This is a genomic window from Streptomyces humidus, from assembly GCF_014649655.1.
GTDB classification, from domain to species: domain Bacteria; phylum Actinomycetota; class Actinomycetes; order Streptomycetales; family Streptomycetaceae; genus Streptomyces; species Streptomyces humidus.
Genome location: NZ_BMTL01000014.1, coordinates 152,191 through 171,024 on the forward strand (window position 1 = coordinate 152,191; position 18,834 = coordinate 171,024).

General features: G+C 72.6%; 10 protein-coding genes. 8 read left to right on the forward strand and 2 right to left on the reverse strand.

The features are described 5' to 3' along the window. The first annotated feature begins 126 nt into the window (after positions 1 to 126). A complete protein-coding gene (locus IE239_RS18375) occupies positions 127 to 2,589 on the forward strand; it encodes a SpoIIE family protein phosphatase (protein ID WP_190150422.1) in 2,463 nt (820 codons plus the stop codon). Between the two features lie 377 nt (positions 2,590 to 2,966). Next, positions 2,967 to 4,274, forward strand: coding sequence for a type III PLP-dependent enzyme domain-containing protein (locus tag IE239_RS18380; protein ID WP_190150482.1), 1,308 nt, complete (start codon positions 2,967 to 2,969; stop codon positions 4,272 to 4,274). A 19-nt stretch (positions 4,275 to 4,293) separates the two neighbouring features. Here the strand turns inward: IE239_RS18380 and IE239_RS18385 are convergent, their stop codons facing one another. Together IE239_RS18385 and IE239_RS18390 are read right to left on the reverse strand one after the other, a co-directional pair. Then, a complete protein-coding gene (locus tag IE239_RS18385) occupies positions 4,294 to 5,766 on the reverse strand; it encodes a hypothetical protein (protein ID WP_190150423.1) in 1,473 nt (490 codons plus the stop codon). A 258-nt stretch (positions 5,767 to 6,024) separates the two neighbouring features. Beyond that, complete coding sequence (locus IE239_RS18390) at positions 6,025 to 6,279, reverse strand: NAD(P)-dependent oxidoreductase (protein ID WP_190150424.1); 255 nt, start codon at positions 6,277 to 6,279, stop codon at positions 6,025 to 6,027. A gap of 675 nt (positions 6,280 to 6,954) precedes the next feature. Between IE239_RS18390 and IE239_RS18395 the strand changes: the two genes are divergently transcribed. The 6 genes from IE239_RS18395 to IE239_RS18420 all read left to right on the forward strand — a co-directional run bounded on the left by IE239_RS18395 (position 6,955) and on the right by IE239_RS18420 (position 18,790). Then, entirely contained in the window at positions 6,955 to 8,634 is a 1,680-nt protein-coding gene (locus tag IE239_RS18395) for a DUF8823 domain-containing protein (protein WP_229878168.1), read from the forward strand. A gap of 941 nt (positions 8,635 to 9,575) precedes the next feature. After that, positions 9,576 to 12,026 carry an RICIN domain-containing protein gene (locus tag IE239_RS18400; protein ID WP_190150425.1) on the forward strand — a complete coding sequence of 817 codons (2,451 nt, stop codon included), beginning with the start codon at positions 9,576 to 9,578 and terminating at the stop codon, positions 12,024 to 12,026. 63 nt (positions 12,027 to 12,089) lie between these two features. After that, positions 12,090 to 13,214, forward strand: coding sequence for an SGNH/GDSL hydrolase family protein (locus tag IE239_RS18405; protein ID WP_190150484.1), 1,125 nt, complete (start codon positions 12,090 to 12,092; stop codon positions 13,212 to 13,214). Between the two features lie 414 nt (positions 13,215 to 13,628). Then, entirely contained in the window at positions 13,629 to 15,059 is a 1,431-nt protein-coding gene (locus tag IE239_RS18410) for an arabinofuranosidase catalytic domain-containing protein (RefSeq protein WP_229878169.1), read from the forward strand. 46 nt (positions 15,060 to 15,105) lie between these two features. Beyond that, complete coding sequence (locus tag IE239_RS18415; protein WP_190150427.1) at positions 15,106 to 16,809, forward strand: glycoside hydrolase family 27 protein; 1,704 nt, start codon at positions 15,106 to 15,108, stop codon at positions 16,807 to 16,809. Positions 16,810 to 16,903: 94 nt separating this feature from the next. Further along, positions 16,904 to 18,790: an RICIN domain-containing protein gene (locus IE239_RS18420; protein ID WP_190150428.1), complete on the forward strand. Its 1,887-nt coding sequence runs from the start codon at positions 16,904 to 16,906 to the stop codon at positions 18,788 to 18,790. Positions 18,791 to 18,834: the final 44 nt, after the last annotated feature.

An 18,834-nucleotide genomic window follows, 5' to 3' on the forward strand; every position in this document is an offset into this window, starting at 1 on the left:
TCCTCCAGCCCTTCCATGCTGCCTCCCGTCCGGCGCGCGCGGAAGCCGGGCGGGAGGGCCCGGTCCCGTGGCGCCGTGCGCATCGGCCGAACTGGCAGGACCATGGTCGTGTGGAGGGCGGCACCCATGGATTCTGCGCGAGAAGCATCCGAGGTCCCGACGCCCGCGGGTCCTGGCGACCTCCTGGACGCGTCCACCGACGCGGCGGCGATCCTCTCCGAGGACGGGGCCGTGATCGGCTGGACGCGGCAGGCCGAGGAGCTCCTCGGGCGGCCGGCGCCGGGCGTGGTGGGGCGCTCCGCCGCGGAGCTCGTGGCGATGCCCCGCGACCCGGCCCGCGTGGCCGCCGTCGCCGCGCGCTGCCGCGCCGGCATGGGATGGAGCGGCGTCGTCTCCCTGCGGCACGCCGACGGCCGCGCCCTCGACGCCGACCTGCGGGTGTCCGCCTCCTTCCGGGTCGGCGGGGCCGAGTGCTTCCTGGTCTCGGCGCGCGAGCGGGGCCGGCGGTGGGCGGTCGGCCAGTCCGTCCTCGACGGGTTCCTGACCCGCTCCCCGGTCGGGATGGCGGTGATGGACCTGGAGCTGCGGTACGTGTGGCTGAACGACACCCTGGAACGCTTCGGCGGCGTGCCCCGCGAACAGCGGCTGGGACGCCGGCTGAGCGAGCTGCTGCCCGGTCTGCAGGCGGTCACCCTCGAGAACCTCATGCGCAGGGTCCTGGAGACCGGCGACCCGGTGACCGACTACGAGTACCTGGGCTGGAGCTGGGCGGATCCGCACCGCCGGCACGCCTACTCCACGTCCTTCTTCCCGCTGGAGGGCGCGGACGGCTGTGTCACCGGGGTCTGCTACATGGTCCAGGACGTCACCGAACGGTGGACCGCCCGCCAGCTGCTGTCGCTGGTCAACGATGCGGGGGCCCGCGTCGGCACCACGCTGGACGTGATGCGCACGGCGCAGGAACTCGCCGACTTCTGCGTCCCGCGCTTCGCGGACTTCGTCGTCGTCGACCTCCTGGAGCCCGTCCTCAGCACGGAGGAGCACGGCACGTGGCTGACCGACGCCGCCCCGCCCGCCGCCCGGCCGGTGATGCGCCGGGCCGGGATGAGCTCGGTGCGCGAGGGCTGCCCGGAGGCCGTCGCCCGGCTGGGGGACAGCGTGGACTTCGTCCCTCCGCCGCACGGCGCGAACCTGCTCATCGACGGCGAGCCGATCCTCATCCCGGTGCTGGACGGGTCCGACGACCTGTGGACCGCCGAGCAGCCCGAGAGGGCGGCGCGCATCGACGCGTTCGGCATGCACTCCCTGATCTCCGTGCCGCTGCGGGCCCGCGACACCGCCCTGGGCCTCGCCACGTTCGTCCGGTCGCTCAATCCCGTCTCCTTCCAGCCCGACGACGTGCTGCTGGCCCGCGAGATCGTGGCGCGGGCGGCGCTGTGCGTCGACAACGCCCGCCGCTACACCAGGGAGCACACGGCGGCCGTCACCCTGCAGCGCAGCCTGCTCCCGCACGCCCTGGCCGGCGGCACGGCCCTGGAGGTGGCCTCCTCGTACCTCCCGGCCGGCCCCACGGACGGGGTGGGCGGCGACTGGTTCGACGTGATCCCGCTGTCCGGGGCTCGGGTGGGCCTCGTCGTCGGCGACGTGGTGGGGCACGGCATCGCCGCCGCGGCCAGCATGGGGCGGCTGCGCACCGCGGTGCAGACCCTCGCCGACATGGAGATGCCCCCGGACGAACTGCTGGCCCACCTCGACGACCTGGTCCTGCGGCTGAGCGCGGAGCGCACCGGCGACACGACGGCCCCGCAGGGCTCGACCGGCCTCCTCGGGGCGACCTGTCTGTACGCCGTCTACGATCCGGTCAGCCGGCGCTGCACGATGGCCCGGGCCGGGCACCCGCCCCCGGTCGTCGTCGCCCCCGACGGGCGCGTGTCCTTCCCCGAGCCGCCCGCCGGGCCGCCGTTGGGGCTCGGCGGCATGGCCTTCGAGGCCACCGAGATCGAGCTCGCCGAGAACAGCCTGCTCGGGCTCTACACGAACGGCCTGTTCGGCGGCGCCGACCAGGACATGGAGCAGGGGATGGCCCGGCTCGCCGAGGTGCTCGCCGGGGCCGGCGGCGACCTGGACGGCCTGTGCACAGCCGTGGTGCGCCGGCTGGTGCCCGTCCCCCGGTCCGACGACATCGCGCTGCTGCTGGCCCGCACGCACGCCCTGGGCCCCGACCGCGTCGTCTCCTGGGACGTGCCCGCCGACCCGGCCGCCGTCGCCGACGTCCGGGCCCGTGCGACCCGCCAGGTGGAGGCCTGGGGGCTGGGTGAGCTGGCCACGACGTCCGAACTCATCGTGAGCGAGCTGGTGACCAACGCGGTCCGCTACGCCACTCCGCCGATCCGCCTGCGTCTGCTCTTCGACGCCCGTCTGACCTGCGAGGTCGCCGACGCCAGCAGCACGGCCCCCCGGCTCCGACACGCCCGGATCACGGACGAGGGGGGCCGCGGACTCTTCCTGGTGGCACAGCTCGCCCATCGATGGGGAGCCCGGTACACGGCCGACGGGAAGATCATCTGGGCCGAGCAGGAGATTCCTTGAGGCAGGAGGCGGCGGGCCCGTGGGAGGGAGGACCGGGACCGCGTGCGGGTGACGGAGGCGTCCTCGGCCCCCGTCGCATGCCGCCCGCCGTGGGCGCACGCCGTGCAGGACCAGCCGGCGTCTCAGCCCCGGTCGCGCTCGCCCGGCGGGGTCCGTCGGGTCCGGCGAAGTCCGGCGGGGTCCGCCCGGGAACTGCCGGACCTGCGGGCGGCCGACGGCCGCGGGCGAACCGCCCGCCCCGTCAGGCCGTGGTCCCGCACCGCCCGCGCCCGCGGAGGGGCGACACGGCCGAGGACGGCGTCCTGGAAGCCGTCGGGGCGGCCGCCCCGAACGGTGACGGCCGACGGCTCGCCAAGACCGACGAGGAACGGGACGCCATGACGCACGTGAACACCGCTGCCGCCGAACGACGCGAACGCATCCTGCGCGCCGCCGTGCACCAGGGTCTCCTCGCACCCGACCGCGCCGACCTGGCCGCGTTCCTCGACCTCGACGGCGTCGCCGCGAGCGTGACGGCGCTGCACGAGGCCTTCCCCGACCCCCCGGGCGTCCTGCACACCTTCGCGGCGAAGGCGAACTGCCTGGTCCCCGTGCTGAGGGAACTGCGCACCCTCGGCATGGGCTGCGAGGTGGCCGGCGCCGGCGAACTCGCCCAGGCCCTGGCCGCGGGATTCGCGCCGGACCGGATCGTCTTCGACTCCCCGGCCAAGACCCGCTCGGAGCTGGCGCGGGCGCTGGAACTGGGCGTCGCGGTGAACGCCGACAACTTCCAGGAACTCGACCGCATCGACGAGATCCTCGCGCTGCGCCCCTCCGCCTCCCGGATCGGCGTACGCGTCAACCCCCAGGTCGGAGGCGGCGACATCGCGGAGACGAGCACGGCCACCGCGACGTCCAAGTTCGGCATCGCGCTGGACGACGAGGGAAGCCGCCGGCGCCTCCTCGACGCGTACCGCGCCCGCCCCTGGCTGACGTGGGTCCACGCACACGTCGGCTCGCAGGGCTGCCCCCTGGAACTGATCGCCGAGGGCATCGCGAGGGCCGTGGCCTTCGCCGACGAGGTCGGCCCGACGCACGGCCGCCGCCAGGTGAGGGGCGTCGACGTCGGCGGCGGGCTCCCCGTCAACTTCGGCGATGACGAGACCGTTCCCGGCTTCGACGCGTACGTCCGGTGCGTCCGGTCCCGTGTGCCGCGCCTGTTCGGCGGACGGTACCGGCTCGTCACGGAGTTCGGCCGGTCCCTCCTCGCCAAGAACGGGTTCACCGCCGCCCGCGTGGAATACACGAAGACGTCCGGCGGACGCCCCGTCGCCATCACCCACGCCGGCGCCCAGGTGGCGGCCCGCACCGTGTTCACGCCGTCGTCCTGGCCCCTGAGGATCAGCGCCCACGGCCCCGACGGCAGCCGCAGAGCGGGCGAACCGGTACCCCAGGACATCGCCGGTCCCTGCTGCTTCGCCGGCGACCTGCTCGCCCGGGCACGCCCCCTCCCGTTGCTCGCGCCCGGCGACATCGTCTGCCTCCTCGACACCGGCGCGTACTACGCCTCCACCCCCTTCCACTACAACAGCCTCCCCGACCCCGCCGTCCACGGCGTACGCGTCGACGCCCACGGCGGCATCACGTTCGAGCCGCTGCGGCGTGCGGAGACCCTCGAAGACGTCCTCGCGCGGACGGGAGGGTGACCGCCGGGGCCCGGGGCGGTCACCAGCCGGTGAGCAGCAGGTGGTTGACGAGAAGGGCGACCGTGGCCTGCGCGGCGAGCCAGGCGCGGGGGCGGGGCAGGAACGCGCACGAGGCGAGCAGCCACATGGCGAACGGCAGCCAGATGCGCTCGGTCTCGGCCTTGCTCATCCCGGACAGGTCGGCGATGAGCAGGGCGGCGAGCGCCGCGGCGGCGAGGAGGGCGAGACGGAGGTCGGGGGAGGCGGCGGGCGCGCCCGCCCGGGCCCGTCGGCGCAGAGCGGGGACGACACGTTGGACGACACGTACGGACGCGCCGTCGGGGTCGGGTGTCAGGACCGGCGGGGGAGCGTCCGCGGGCGGGGGAGCGTCCAGGGGGGAACGCGTCCGGAGCCGTCCCGCGCTCCCGAGGAGCGTGGCGACGGTGCGCCGCAGGCCCGCTGCCGTCGCCGGGCCCACGACCAGGACCGTGCAGGCGAGGTTGGCCCACACCCAGTAGCCGTAGGGCCGGATGCCGCCGGCGCCCTGGTAGTAGCGCTCGACCAACAGGTGGTAGGCCTCCCACCAGTTGAAGCCCAGGAGGGTGAACACGATCGGGACGACGGTGAGTCCGGCGAGGGCGTAGGGCAGGGGCCGTATCCGTCGCGGGCCGCCGAGCAGGAGGACGGCGCAGGCGATCACGGCGAAGAGGGTGAGCCCGTAGGAGAGATAGCAGGTGAGACCGAAGAGGAGCCCGGCGCCGAAACCGGTGAGCGGCGGCCGGTGTCCGGTGACGGCGAGCGCGAACAGGGCGATCGTCCAGGCGGCGACCGCCGCGAAGTACCCGTCCGCGGAGGTGCCCATCCACACCGCGGCCGGCGCCATCGCCAGGAACGGCGCCGCACGGCGCGCGAGCGCCTCGCCGGCGAGCACCCGCACGGCGACCAGCACCGCCACGCACGCCGACGCACCGACGGTGATGCACCAGACCCCGGCCCAGCCCCCGCCGCCGAGGCCGACCCGGTCGAGCAGGACGAACGTGACCGTCGCCGCCGGAGGGTGACCCGCCACATGCGCGGGCCAGTTGTCGGGGGAGTGCATCAGGATGTGCTGGGTGAAGTCCCGCAGCGTCGCGGGGATGTCCTGGAAGCGGTCGATGACCTGCAGATACTCGTATTTGGTGGTGAGCCGTACCGCGATCCCGCGCTGCCAGCCGTCGATCAGCGCCAGGGACCACGTCCATGCCATGGCCGTGCCCCAGGCGGCGCCCAGCAGCGTGCGCCACGGCAGCCGGGCGGCCAGCCGCGGGCCGTACGTCACGACGCCGAAGGCGACGAGGAGGGCGGCCGGGGTGCCGGGGCCGACATGCGGTTCCGCATGGCCGTACAGCGGCGGCCAGCTCACGTGCAGGGTGCCGTACCGCCGCTCGATCACGGTGCCGACCACGGCGGCAGTCGCGACGAGCAGCGCCGCGGCCGCGGTCGCGTACAGGTCTCGTTGAAGATCACGGGTCACGGGGGAAGGCTAGGCCGCCGCGACCGTGCCGAAGCCGCTGCGAGCACGGACGTCAGCGTTTCGTCATGTGTTGCGGTCCGTGGTGTGGTTCCCGCCGGCCGGCGGCCGGATCACGGCCGGCCACGAGTCCGTGACCGGCCGGTCGGCGGACGGGTCCGCCGCCCGCCGTGTGCGACGTCCGCGGCGGCTGCCGCTTCGAGGTGGTGCTGCCCGTGGCAGCTTCAATGACACAGGCAGCACCACCGGTCCTGCGCGGTCCTACGCGTCCGGCGCTCCGGCCGGCGCGAACTCCCGCAAGCTTTCCGCGAAACCGGCTGTGGGCGCCTCGCCGGTGTCGTGGGCCGCGAACGCGCCCACCGGGACCGGCTGGCCCCCCGCCTCCGCGTCCGCGGCGTCCCGCACCCCGCACACGCCACGCACCTCGCGCACGACGGACTCGTCCTCGCGCGCTCGAAGCGCCCCGACGACAGGAGAACCGATGAGCCCGGCGTCGCCGGCGACCAGTGCACGCATGCGACCACCGTAGGGCGGTCACCCGCCCCAGGGAGGGGCCGGGCCCACCGCGTCACGACTTCGTAAGACTCGGCCCCTGACGAGGAGATGGACCCGGGATACGTCGCCGAGCAGCTCACCAGCGGATTCGCCCTGCTCGTGGCACGCGCCTTGCATGAGGCTGACCTGTGGAAATAGCCTCTGCTGAAGCCGGTGGAGGGTGACCGGCCCGGGAAAGGTCCGGATCATGGTCGGAGGCGTGCTCCGGCCGGTGTCCGCAGTCCGCTTGGGTACGAGGCCCCAGTCCGGAACCTCCACCGATTCCGGAGCGGTTCAGTGCATGATGTCGGCCTCCTGGTGCTGGCGCTGTCAGCGAGTTGCGCGGCACGCGCAGCGTGGTTCAACGCTCACGCCGCCGCGGCGGGCGCGAGACGCGCCGACAGGGGCCGACTGTCCGACGAACCCGGCCTGCGCAACGGGCCGTCGGGCGCGCTTCGGGTGATGCCGCCTCCGGCACGCGGGAGAGCCGGCCGATGGACCGGCGCGCCGACAGGGGGCGCGACGGGCGGGTGGCCGCGACGGACGGGAGAGGCCCGGTCGTGATGCCTGCACGGGTCCGCGAGTTCCAGCAGGCCCCAGGGCCGCGCGGTTCTCGGCGGACTTGTCCAGCCTCCGTTCCGCACCGGGAAAGTCGATATGTCCGTACAGTCCTCCACCCTGCCGGCCCTCGCCGCACGGCAACCCCCGCCGCCGGCGCTGCGCCCCGGACGCAGGTCGCTTGTACCGGCGAGGTACCGCGTACCGCTGTTCGCCGTCGCCGCTGTCCTCCCGCTGTACTGGGGGTGGGGTGCCTTTCTCGCGACGGGCGGCGGTGACCTCGCCGCGCAGTACGCGTGGGCTGGGTTCGTGGGGAGGCACCCGGACACGCCGTACGGGCTCTTCTGGTTCGGCGGGACCCACACCGTCAACTACAGCGTCATCTCGCCGCACTTGATGGCACTCTTCGGGGTCCGTGCCGTCTCCGTGCTGTCCGGGGTCAGTGCCACCTGGATGCTGGCCGTGCTCCTGGAGCGCACCGTCGCGCGTGTGTCGCTGTTGCCCGCGCTGGTCGGGGCGCTGGCCCTCTGGTACAACGTCGTGCTCGGCCGCACCACCTTCGCCCTGGGCCTGGCCTTCGCCCTCGCGGGCCTGCTCGCCGTGGCCGGCCGCGCGCCCCGGCCCGCCCGGCTCGCCGCCGCCGCGTCCGGGACGCTGCTCGCGACCATGGGCAGCCCGGTGGCCGGGCTCTTCCTGCTGGTGGCGGGCGCCGGATATCTGGCCACCCGCCAGTACGGCAAGTGTCTCGCCCTGGTTCTCCCGCCGGTCGCCGTCGTCGGCCTGACGACAGTGCTGTTCCCCTTCCAGGGCGAACAGCCCATGGCCGCGGGCCGCATGATCCTGCCCGTGCTGATGGCCGCCGCCGTGGTGTGGGCGTCCCCCCGGGAGTGGCGGGTGGTGCGGGCGGGCAGCGCCCTGTATGCCGCCGGGGTCGTCCTGACCTGGCTGGTCCCCTCGCCGATCGGCAACAACGTGGAGCGGCTCGCCCTGCTCTTCGCCCCCGCCGTGCTGCTCGCGGCCGCGCTGCACCGTCGCTCCCGGGGATTCCGCGACGGCGTCCGCCGCACCCATGTGCGCGCGATGGCCGTGGTCACCGCCCTCTCCGTCTCCTATCTCTGCGTCACGTCGCTGATGCATCTGCGCAGCCCGGACCCCGTTCCGGGCTGGGTCACGCACACCGACGGAGTGCTGGCCGCGCTCGCCCGGCTGGGCGCGGACCGCGGCCGGGTCGAACTGCCCACGGATCGCGACCATCGCGGGGCCACCCTCCTCGGCCCGCACGTCGAACTGATGCGGGGCTGGAACCAGCAGTTGGACGTGGAACGGGGGCGTCTGTTCTACGAGGGCAACCTCGACGGGCCGCGCTACCACGCCTGGCTGCGCCACTGGGCGGTGGGCTACGTCGTCCTGCACGACGGCACGCCCGACCGGTCTGCGGAGCGCGAGACCGCTCTGATCAAGGAGGGGCAGCCCTGGCTGAAGCTTGTCTGGCAGGACCGTCACTGGAAGATCTACCGGGTCCGCGACAGCCTGCCGCTGGCCTCCGCCCCGGCCGAGCCGCAGCACGCGGGAGAGGCGGAGCTGACGCTGAGGATGCCCCGCGCCGGGACGAGCACCGTGCGGATCGAGTACTCGCCGTGGCTGCGGGCCGAGGGCGCGTGCCTCAGCGCGGACGGCCCGTGGACCCGGCTGACCGTGCCCCGGGCGGGCGTGTACCGGCTGACCTCGGACTACGCCGGAGGACCCGTCGACGAGCGCGGCTGCTGGCTGGACGGCTGAGGGATCTCGCCTCCGCCGGGTGCGCCTCCCACGGAGACGGGCTTCTTCCCGCGGGCGGCGGACGCTCAGGTACCGCGCCGCCCCGATCGGGACGTGGCGGCCCCGGACCGCATGGCCACCCGACGCCGGCCGTGGCCGGTGCGCTCCGGACGGCGGGGCGTTCCGGCCCGCGCACGCCCCGGCGGTGCGGCCCTCTTCCGGGGCCTCGTGAAGAACGGCGCCGTCGGTGGGGCGGACGAAGGGACGACTGCCGGAGGCCGATGGACCCGCCGGCCGCGGTGCCGGCCCGCCCGAGTGCCCTGAGCCGTGGGTGACGGCGTCGGGCTGACGAGGGCTCACGCGTTCCGCGTCTCACCTCGAACCGGGGCACGTGGAGCGAACCGCTTCCACGCAAGCGCTTCGACGGGATGCTACGACCGGGGAACTGCGGGGTCAATGCCGCTCCGGACGGCGGAGGCGACGCAGACGCGCGGGCCGAGCTACCGCCGCCGCGGCCGACGCCTTCCGGACCTGCGGCGCTCCGACCGGGGTCGGCGGTTGCATCCCAGCTCAGCTGTGTGATGGACAGTCACCCGGCGGCCGGGCCCGGCCGCCGGACACCGGCACGGCGGGAGGATCCGCGGCCGTGGGGCTGCCCGCGACCCCCGAGTTGTTCGAGCGTGCGAACCGGCCCCGAGGCGCGGGAACAAGCCGTCGAACCGATTCCGCGACAACGTTCACAGCGGAGGCTTCCGCACCCTTGACAGCCCGAGCGGCCGGGAGCACCGTCTCCCCCCGAAACCTCTCTGCAATCTCGCGGACGAAGCCCCATCGCACCCCGAACGGCTCCAAGCACCCTGAACGGCCCCAGCCCGTGGCCGGGTCACCCCGGCCACGGGCGCCGCACGGGGCACAGGCACCCGCCCCGACAGACCCCCATGCGCCACGACCGGAGGATGACGATGTCCAGAGCCGCAGTGCTCCGCGGCGTGTGGGCCGCCCCCTTGGCTCTGCTCGCCCTGCTCTCCCAGAGCCTGACCACGGCCGGGGCCGCGGTCGCCGTGCCCGCGGCGCGCCAGGCGTCGGCCGTCGCCCTGTACGTGGCTCCGGGTGCGGCTCCCGGCGGGAACGGCAGCGCTGAGCAGCCGTTCGCGACGATCGACCAGGCGCGGCAGCCCGCGCACCGGCTCTCGAGCGACGCGGACGTCGTGGTCCACCTGGCCGGCGGCACCTACCGGCTGTCCGAGCCGCTGGTCTTCGGCTCCGGTGACGGCGGCCAGAACGGCCACACCATCACCTACCAGGCCGTGTCCGGACAGCAGCCGGTGGTGAGCGGGGCCCAGCAGTTATCCGGTTGGCAGGTTCATGATCAGAACAGCAATATCTGGTCGGTCCACGTCGGCTCCGGCGTGAACACACGCCAGCTGTACGTGAACGGCAAGGGAGCACCGCGGGCGGCGATCCAGGTGCCCCGATCCGGCTTCACCTTCACGCAGACCGGCCTGACCGTGAAAGACTCCTCCCTCGACTACCTGGCCGGTCTTTCGGACCAGAGCCACATGGAAGTCGAGAGCCTGAACTCGTTCACCGACCGCTATGCGCCGGTTCAGTCGATCAGCGGCAGAACCATCACCATGCGCCAGCCCGCGTGGAACAACAACTCCTGGGGCTACGACACCGTCAACGCGCCGTTCGCCGGCGGGACCATGTACCTGGAGAACAACTACGCCTTCCTGAAGCAGGCCGGACAGTGGTATCTCGACTCGCCCGCCGGCGAGCTGTACTACCGGGCCCAGCCGGGCCAGAACCCGAACGGTCTCGACATCCAACTGCCCCGGCTGCAGAGCCTGCTCGGCATCAGCGGCAGCTACGGCTCGCCGGCGACCGGCCTGGCGTTCACCGGCATCCGGTTCACGGGCACCTCCTGGCTCGGCCCGAGCGGACCCGACGGCTACGCGGACCAGCAGAGCGGTGCGCACCTCACCGGCGCCTACGCGATGCCCGCCAACTGGCTGAGCACCTGCAAGTCGGGGTGCGCGCAGTTCGAGGCCACCCGCAACCACTGGGCGCAGATGCCCGCGGCCGTACAGGTCTCCGCCGCCACCGGCATCACGTTCTCCGGCGACACGTTCTCCGGACTGGGGCAGGCCGGACTGGGCGTCGGCAACGACGGCGTCGCCACGGCGTCCGGCACCGGACTCGGCGCGCGCGACATCACCGTCACCGGCAACACGTTCACCGACATCGCCGGCAGCGGCATCCAGATCGGCGGTATCCAGCCGGACGCGCACCACCCCGGCAACCCGCAGATGACCGACCAGAACATCGTCGTCAGCGACAACCGGGTCAGCGGGGTGGGCACCGACTACAAGGAGACGGCGGGCATCCTGTCCACCTACGTCACGGGCGCGACGATCACTCACAACCAGTGCGACCACCTGCCCTACGACGGGATCGACATCGGCTGGGGCTGGGGCGTCAACGACCCGGGCGGCAGTCAGGACTACGTCAAAAGGGGGACGTACGCCTATCAGCCCGTCTACAGCACACCCACGACCCTGAAGAACAACACCGTCTCCCACAACCTGGTGTTCGACACCAAGAAGGCGATGTTCGACGGCGGCAGCATCTACAGCCTGTCGGCGAGCCCCGGCTCGGTGATCTCGGACAACTACATGTACGGCAACAACCACACCACCGCGCTGTACCTCGACGAGGGCTCCCGGTACCTGACGGTGGCCCGCAACGTGGTGCAGGACGCCGGCAACTGGGCGCTCACCAACGCCAACGGCGACAACCACACCGACGACAGCACCTTCTCCGGCAACTGGTACAACGGCGGCAACACGTACGTGGCCACCGGACCTCCGCACAACAACGTCCTCAGCGGCAACGTCCTGGTCGGCGGCGCCAACTGGCCGCAGGGCGCGCAACAGGTCATCCAGCAGGCGGGCGTCCGCACACCGGGCGACGGCGACGGCTTCCCCACCGGCTTCCACCAGCTGGTGATCGGCAGCGACAGCCTGTGCCTGGACGTGTCCGGCGGTTCCGCGAACGCCGGCGCCGCGATCGACCAGTGGACCTGCAACGGGCAGAGTCACCAGCAGTTCGAGTTCGTGCCGTCCTCGGGTGGTTACGGGCAGCTGCGGGCGCAGCACTCCGGGCAGGCCGTGGCGGTGGCGGGCGGCTCCAAGAGCGCCGGCACACCCGACATCGTCCAGCAGGCCCCGGACGGAGCAGCCGCCGCCCTGTGGCTGCCCGTACGCCAGCCGGACGGCTCGTACTCCTTCCAGAACAAGAACAGCGGCCTGTGCCTCGACGTCTACGGCGGCAGCGGCAGCCCCGGCCAGCAACTCGACCAGTGGCCCTGCAAGAACACGGCAGGCAGCAACCAGGACTTCACCCCCCGCTGACCGGTCCACGCACCGTTCGCCCCGCCCACTGTCCCCCACCGGTGAGGAACCCCGATGAAGCTGATGAAGAAGCGCCTTGCACTCCTGTCCGCCGCGCTGACGACCGTGCTCGGTGCGGGCGCCGCACTGCCCGCGGCGGCCGACTCCGGCGCGCGGCCCCCGTCCGCCGCCGCGCCGGCCGCCCTGCGGGTGATGCCGTTGGGCGACTCGATCACCTGGGGCGTCGGCAGCCAGTCCGGAAACAGTTACCGGAGCTTTCTGTGGAACCAGCTGTCGGCCGACGGGCACGCCCTGGACTTCGTCGGCTCGGGCCGCAACGGAACCATGTCCGACCCGGACAACGAAGGCCACTCCGGCTGGCGGATCGACCAGATCGCGGGTATCGCCGACTCCGTGCTGGCCCGTCACCGCCCGAACGTGGTCACCCTGGAGATCGGCACCAACGACCTCAACGGCAACTACCAGATCCCGACCGCCCCCGACCGGCTCCGCTCGCTCATCGACCAGATCACCCGCGCCGTCCCCGACGCGACCGTCCTCGTCGGCACCGTGATCGTCTCCACCAGCGGGACCGAGGAGGCCAACCGGCCGGCGTTCAACGCCAAGCTGCCCGGCATCGTCCAGGCCCAGCAGGCCGCCGGCAAGCACGTACGCCTGGTGGACATGGGCGCGCTGACCGCCGCGGACCTGTCCGACGCCCTGCACCCCAACGACAACGGCTTCCGCAAGATGGCGGACGCCTTCCACGCCGGGGTCCGGGCCGCGGAGGCGGCGGGCTGGATCGACCCGCCGGCCTCCACGGGCGGACAGGTGCGCTCCGGAATCGCGGGGAAGTGCCTCGACGTCAACGGCGGCAGCAGCGTCAACGGGACCGCCGTGGACATCTCGTCCTGCAACGGCTCCGCCGCGCAGCAGTGGTCCGCGCGTTCCGACGGCACCCTGCGGGCCCTGGGGAAGTGCCTCGACGTCGCGGGCCGGGGCACTGCCAACGGCACCAAGATCCAGATCTGGGACTGCAGCGGCGCGACCAACCAGCAGTGGCAGGCCTTCAACGGGGGCTACCGCAACCCGGTCTCCGGCCGCTGCCTCGACGACCCCGGCGCGTCCACCGCCGACGGCACGCAACTGGTCCTGTGGGACTGCAACGGCGCCGCCAACCAGCAGTGGACCGCTCTGCCGGTCACCTGAGCCCGGGTCCCGAACCTCGGGCGAGCTGATCGGCGCCCGCCCAGCGCCCTCGCCCCGGAACGTTCCGGAGGACGGGAACGAACACCCGCGCCCGGCACGGCGGCCGTCGCCGGACGCGGGTTCCGGCATGCCCGCACGGCGATCCGGCCCGCAAATACATGGGATGGATCGCGTTCCGATCGAGGGTGGTGCGTGTATTGACACGCTCAGAGGCCTGTGGAATCACTATGGACATGGGATGTCTATGAGTTCCCTGTAGGTGATCTCGGGCACCCTGCCCCCTCGCACAGGCACGCGCTCTCTGTCCCCGTTCCCCCCACGCATCCGAGGAACAGAATGCAGCCTTCATCCGTTTCGCCCCGGAGCCCCGCAGTTCGAGGAGCACGCTTACCGGCGGCTGCCGTCATGTGTGTGATGGCGCTGCTGGCCATGGTGTCGGCTTCGGTGCCCGCCTGGTCGGCGGCGGCGGCGCCGACGGCGCCCCTGGTGAGCTCGGCGTCGGGACGATGCCTGGACGTCGTGGGAAACACCGACACGCCGGGAACGGCGTTGGACATCTGGGACTGCAACGGCCAGGCCAACCAGGCGTTCGAGGTCACGTCGGCGGGTGAGCTGAGGACGATGAGCGGCACCCGCTGCGTGGACGCCTACGACGACCGGACCGCTCCGGGAGCCCCGGCGGTCATCCGGTCGTGCGACGGGCGGGCGACCCAGGTGTGGCGGCAGAACTCCGACGGGATCGTCACCGGTGTCCGGTCCGGATTCTGTCTCGACGTCAACGGGGCGGGCACGGCCAACGGCACGGCGGTCATCCTGTGGACCTGCACCGGCCGGAGCAACCAGAAGTGGAGCACGCAGACGACTCCGCCTCCGGCCGGCGGATCGGGTCCGTGCGACCTCTACTCCGCGGGCGGCACGCCGTGCGTGGCCGCGCACAGCACGGTCCGGGCACTCTTCGGTTCGTACAGCGGCAACCTGTACCAGGTCAGGCGCTCCTCGGACAACGCGACCAGGGGCATCGGCGTCCTGGCGGCCGGCGGCTTCGCCGACGCGGCGGCACAGGACTCCTTCTGCGCGGGCACCTCGTGCGTGATCACGGGCGTCTACGACCAGTCCGGACACGGCAACGACCTGTGGTACCAGGGGTCGGCCCAGGTCCCAGGGTCGAGTCAGAGCAGCCCCGCGAAGGCGACCTCCGAGTCGCTGACCGCCGGGGGCGCAAAGGCGTACTCGCTCTACATCAATCCCGGCAACAGCTACTGGCGCGACGGTCACCTGACGGGCGTGCCGACCGGCGCCGCGCCCGAAGGGGCGTACATGGTCACCAGCGGCACCCACGTCAACAGCGGCTGCTGCTTCGACTACGGCAACAGCGAGACGACTCGGAAGGCCGACGCCGCCGGGGCGATGGACGCCATCAACTTCGGCACCGAGTGCTGGTTCGGCGGCTGCGCCGGCAACGGTCCCTGGGTGCAGGCCGATCTCGAGTGGGGCCTGTACTCCGGCGGCAGCCAGTCCTGGAACCCCGGACAGCGGGCCTTCGCCGGCAAGTTCGTCACCGCGATGCTGAAGAACAACGGGACGTCGAGATTCGCCCTCAAGGGCGGCAACGCGCAGTCCGGCGGTCTGACCACCCTGTGGGACGGCGGCCTCCCCAACGGATACAGCCCCATGAAGAAACAGGGAGCCATCGTCCTCGGGAGCGGCGGCGACTGCTGCAAGCCCGGCGGCGGCGCCAACCTGAGCGCCGGCACCTTCTACGAAGGAGCGATGGTCGCCGGCTACCCCTCCGACGCGACCGACGCCGCGGTGCAGGCGAACATCACCGCGGCGGGCTACCGCTGAGCTCCCTTTCCCTCCAACTCGGCTCAGGAGTCGATGACTTATGTCCATGACCGGTGCGAGAGCCAGGCGTCTTCGGCCGCTTCCGCTGCCGTCCCTGCGCAGGGCCCGGGCAGCCGCCTTCTCGGTCGTGCTGCTCGCAGCAGCCGCCCCCCTCCTCGCTCTCGGCACGGCCCAGCCCGCGGCGGCCCAGCCCGCGGCGGCCCAGGCCGCTGTGGCCCGGCCCGCCGCCGCGCAGCCCGCCGCCGCGCTGGGCAACGGGCTCGCGCTGACCCCGCAGATGGGTTTCAACGACTGGAACGCGTACGGCTGCAACGTCTCCGAGTCGCTGATCAAGTCCACCGCACAGGCGATGCACACCAACGGCATGCAGGCGGCGGGGTACTCGTACGTCAACATCGACGACTGCTGGATGACCCGCAACCGCGATTCCGCCGGCCGTCTCGTCGCGGACCCCGCCAAGTTCCCCGACGGCATCAAGGGCACCGCGGACTACGTGCACTCACTGGGCCTGAAGCTGGGGATCTACGAGGACGCGGGCACCGCGACCTGTGCCGGATACCCGGGCAGCCTCGGGCACGAGACCACGGACGCGCAGTCCTTCGCGTCCTGGGGCGTCGACTACCTGAAGTACGACAACTGCAACAGCACAGGGGCGCCCGCGCGGGCCCGGTACACCGCGATGCGTGACGCCCTCGCCGCCACCGGCCGGCCGATCCTGTACAGCCTGTGCAACTGGGGCCAGGACAACGTGTGGACCTGGGGCGCGGACGTGGGCAACAGCTGGCGCACCACCGGGGACATCAACGCCAGCTTCTCCAGCATGCTGTCGATCTTCCACAGCAACGTCGGACTGGCCTCCTACGCCGGCCCCGGCCACTGGAACGACCCGGACATGCTGGAGGTGGGCAACGGCTCGCTGACGGCCACCGAGAGCCGCAGCGAGTTCAGTCTGTGGGCGGAGATGGCCGCGCCGCTGATCGCGGGCACCAACATCCCCTCGGCCAGTGCGGACACGCTCTCCACGCTGACCAACTCCCGGGTGATCGCGGTCGACCAGGATCCGCTGGGCAAGCAGGGCGTCATGGTCTCCTCCTCGGGCGGCCGGGACGTGCTGGCCAAGCCTCTCGCGGGCGGGGACGTCTCGGTGGCGTTGTTCAACGAGACGGGCTCGACGGCGACCATCACCACCAGCGCGGCCGCGATCGGGAAGACCGGGGCGTCCGCCTACACGCTGACCGACCTGTGGTCGGGCGCGTCGTCGACCACCTCCGGCACGATCAGCGCCTCCGTCCCGGCCCACGGCACGGTGATGTACCGGGTCGCGGGCGGCACCAGCGGCGGCGGGGGCGCCGGTGTGACCGGTGCGCTGCACGCGGTGGGCGCGGGCAAGTGCCTGGACGTGCCGAACTCCAGCAGAACGGCCGGCACCCAGGCGGTGATCTGGAGCTGCAACGGCGGAGCCAATCAGACCTGGACGAACTCCGCGTCCCACCAGCTCACCGTCTACTCCGGGGCCGACCAGAGGTGCCTGGACGTCTACGACAACCAGACCGGGGCCGGGACGAAGGTGGAGATCTGGCAGTGCAACGGCCAGGCCAACCAGCAGTGGACGCTGAACGCGGACGGCACGGTCACCGGCGTCCAGTCCGGCCTGTGCCTGACCGTCGCCGGAGGGGCCACCGCCGACGGAGCCCTCGCCGAGCTGGGGACCTGCAACGGCTCCGCCGCCCAGCAGTGGAAGCTGGGATGAGCCCCCGCCCCGCCCCGGCCGGGCCGCCCGCGCGAACCGGGCCTGTCCCGCACACGCGCCGCGGCGCGGCGGCGCGACGTCGCGGGAGGACCGGATGAGGACGAGAGCGAGAGCCTGCCGTCCGGCCCTGCTGGCCGTCACCCTCCTGGCGCTCGTGCTGCCGCTGCTGTCGACCGCCACCAGCCAGGCTGCCCCGGTGAAGTCGCCGCAGGCGGCCGGCCAGGCTGTCCCGGGCAGGAGCCCGGCCGCCGCGGGCAGGTCGCTGAACGTGAACCTGGCGTCGCCGCGCGGGCCTTCGACCGGCGTGGGGGAGGGGTTCCTCTACGGCTTCGACGAAGACGGCAGCCTGCCGGCGGACCGGTTCGTCCAGCCGCTGGGCATCAACGCCTTCCGCGGCGGCGGCTGGTTCTCCGGCGGCTGGATCAGGGACGGTTACCAGTACGGCCCGGCCACCCGGGCCGACCTCGACTCGATCGTCTCGCAGGCGAGGCGGCTCACCCGGCCGCCCTACCACGCGCAGTACCAGGTGCTGGTCAGCGACATCTACGGCGCGAACGGCGGCCAGCCGTCGAACACGAGGTACCCGTGCGACAACGGCGACTGCTCGAACTGGATCGGCTTCATCGACTCCACCGTGGGAGCGCTGCAGGCGTCGGGGCTCACGTTCTCCTACGACATCTGGAACGAGCCGGACATCTCCGTGTTCTGGACCCGGGGGGTGAACAGCGCCCAGTACTTCCAGATGTGGGACACCGCCTACCGGGAGATCCGGCGCATCGCCCCCGGTGCGCAGATCGTCGGCCCGTCACTCGCGTTCACCCCCCAGGCCGATCCGGGTGAATGGCGGACCTGGCTGGCGCATGTGAAGGCGGCCGGGACCGTGCCGGACATGATCGCCAACCACAACGAGGGCGACGTCGACGACCCGGTCACCGTCGCGCGGAGCCTCAACAGCGCCCTTACCGCGGCGGGCATCGGCGCGCTGCCGCTGTCCTCGAACGAGTACCAGCCCGCCGACCGGCAGACCGCCGGAGTGACGGCCTGGTATCTGGCGCGGTTCGCGCAGTCCGGGTACGCCAACGCGATGCGCGGCAACTGGGTGTGCTGCGTCACCCCGAACCTGACCGGAGCCCTGACGCAGAGCGGGGGAAGCTGGCAGCCGACCGGAAACTGGTGGGCTCTTCGGGACTACGCCGACATGACCGGCACCCTCGTCGACACCTCCGGCCAGGTCGGATCGACGGCGATCTCGGCCTCCGAGGACCCCTCGAACAAGCGGGCGGTGGCGATCGTCGGCGACGCGAACGGATACACCGGCGACGCGTCAGTGACCTTCGACGGGCTGTCGTCCGTCCCCTGGCTGGCGGGCGCCGGCGGCGTGCACGTCACCGTGGACCGCATCCCGGACCAGGCCCCGCTCGACGCCCCGCAGACGGTGTACGACCAGGACGTGAGCGCAACGGGCGGTCCGATCACCGTGCCGATCACGTTCCGGGGCGCGCACGACGCGTTCGCCGTCCGTCTGACACCGGCCTCGTCCGGCGGCGGCTTCCCGGACGGCTACCACCGGCTCGTGGTCGCCAGCGACAGCCTGTGCGTGGACGTCGCCGGCGACTCACGCAGCGCCGGCGCCGCGATCGACCAGTGGACCTGCAACGGGCAGAGCAACCAGCAGTTCCGGTTCGTGCCGGCCTCGGACGGCTACGGCGAACTGCGGGCCCAGAGCTCCGGCCTGGACGTGGCGGTGGCCGGCGGCTCCACGACGGCGGGCGTCCCGGACATCGTCCAGCAGGCCCCGGGCACGGCGGCCAACGGCCTCTGGCTGCCGGTGCGGCAGTCCGACGGCTCCTACGAGTTCCACAACCGCAACAGCGGCCTGTGCCTGGACGTCTACGGCGCCGCCGGCAACCCGGGGCAGCAGCTGGACCAGTGGCAGTGCAAGAACACACCCGGCACGAACCAGGACTTCGTCCTGCGCTGACAGACATCGCGTCCCCGGCCGGAGCACACCCCCGCGGCCGACGG

Coding starts and splice junctions, on each gene's coding strand:
- IE239_RS18375 (WP_190150422.1), top strand. CDS start 127: ATGGATTCTGCGCGAGAAGCATCCGAGGTCCCGACGCCCGCGGGTCCT.
- IE239_RS18380 (WP_190150482.1), top strand. CDS start 2,967: ATGACGCACGTGAACACCGCTGCCGCCGAACGACGCGAACGCATCCTG.
- IE239_RS18390 (WP_190150424.1), bottom strand. CDS start 6,279: ATGCGTGCACTGGTCGCCGGCGACGCCGGGCTCATCGGTTCTCCTGTC.
- IE239_RS18395 (WP_229878168.1), top strand. CDS start 6,955: ATGTCCGTACAGTCCTCCACCCTGCCGGCCCTCGCCGCACGGCAACCC.
- IE239_RS18400 (WP_190150425.1), top strand. CDS start 9,576: ATGTCCAGAGCCGCAGTGCTCCGCGGCGTGTGGGCCGCCCCCTTGGCT.
- IE239_RS18405 (WP_190150484.1), top strand. CDS start 12,090: ATGAAGAAGCGCCTTGCACTCCTGTCCGCCGCGCTGACGACCGTGCTC.
- IE239_RS18410 (WP_229878169.1), top strand. CDS start 13,629: ATGGCGCTGCTGGCCATGGTGTCGGCTTCGGTGCCCGCCTGGTCGGCG.
- IE239_RS18415 (WP_190150427.1), top strand. CDS start 15,106: ATGACCGGTGCGAGAGCCAGGCGTCTTCGGCCGCTTCCGCTGCCGTCC.
- IE239_RS18420 (WP_190150428.1), top strand. CDS start 16,904: ATGAGGACGAGAGCGAGAGCCTGCCGTCCGGCCCTGCTGGCCGTCACC.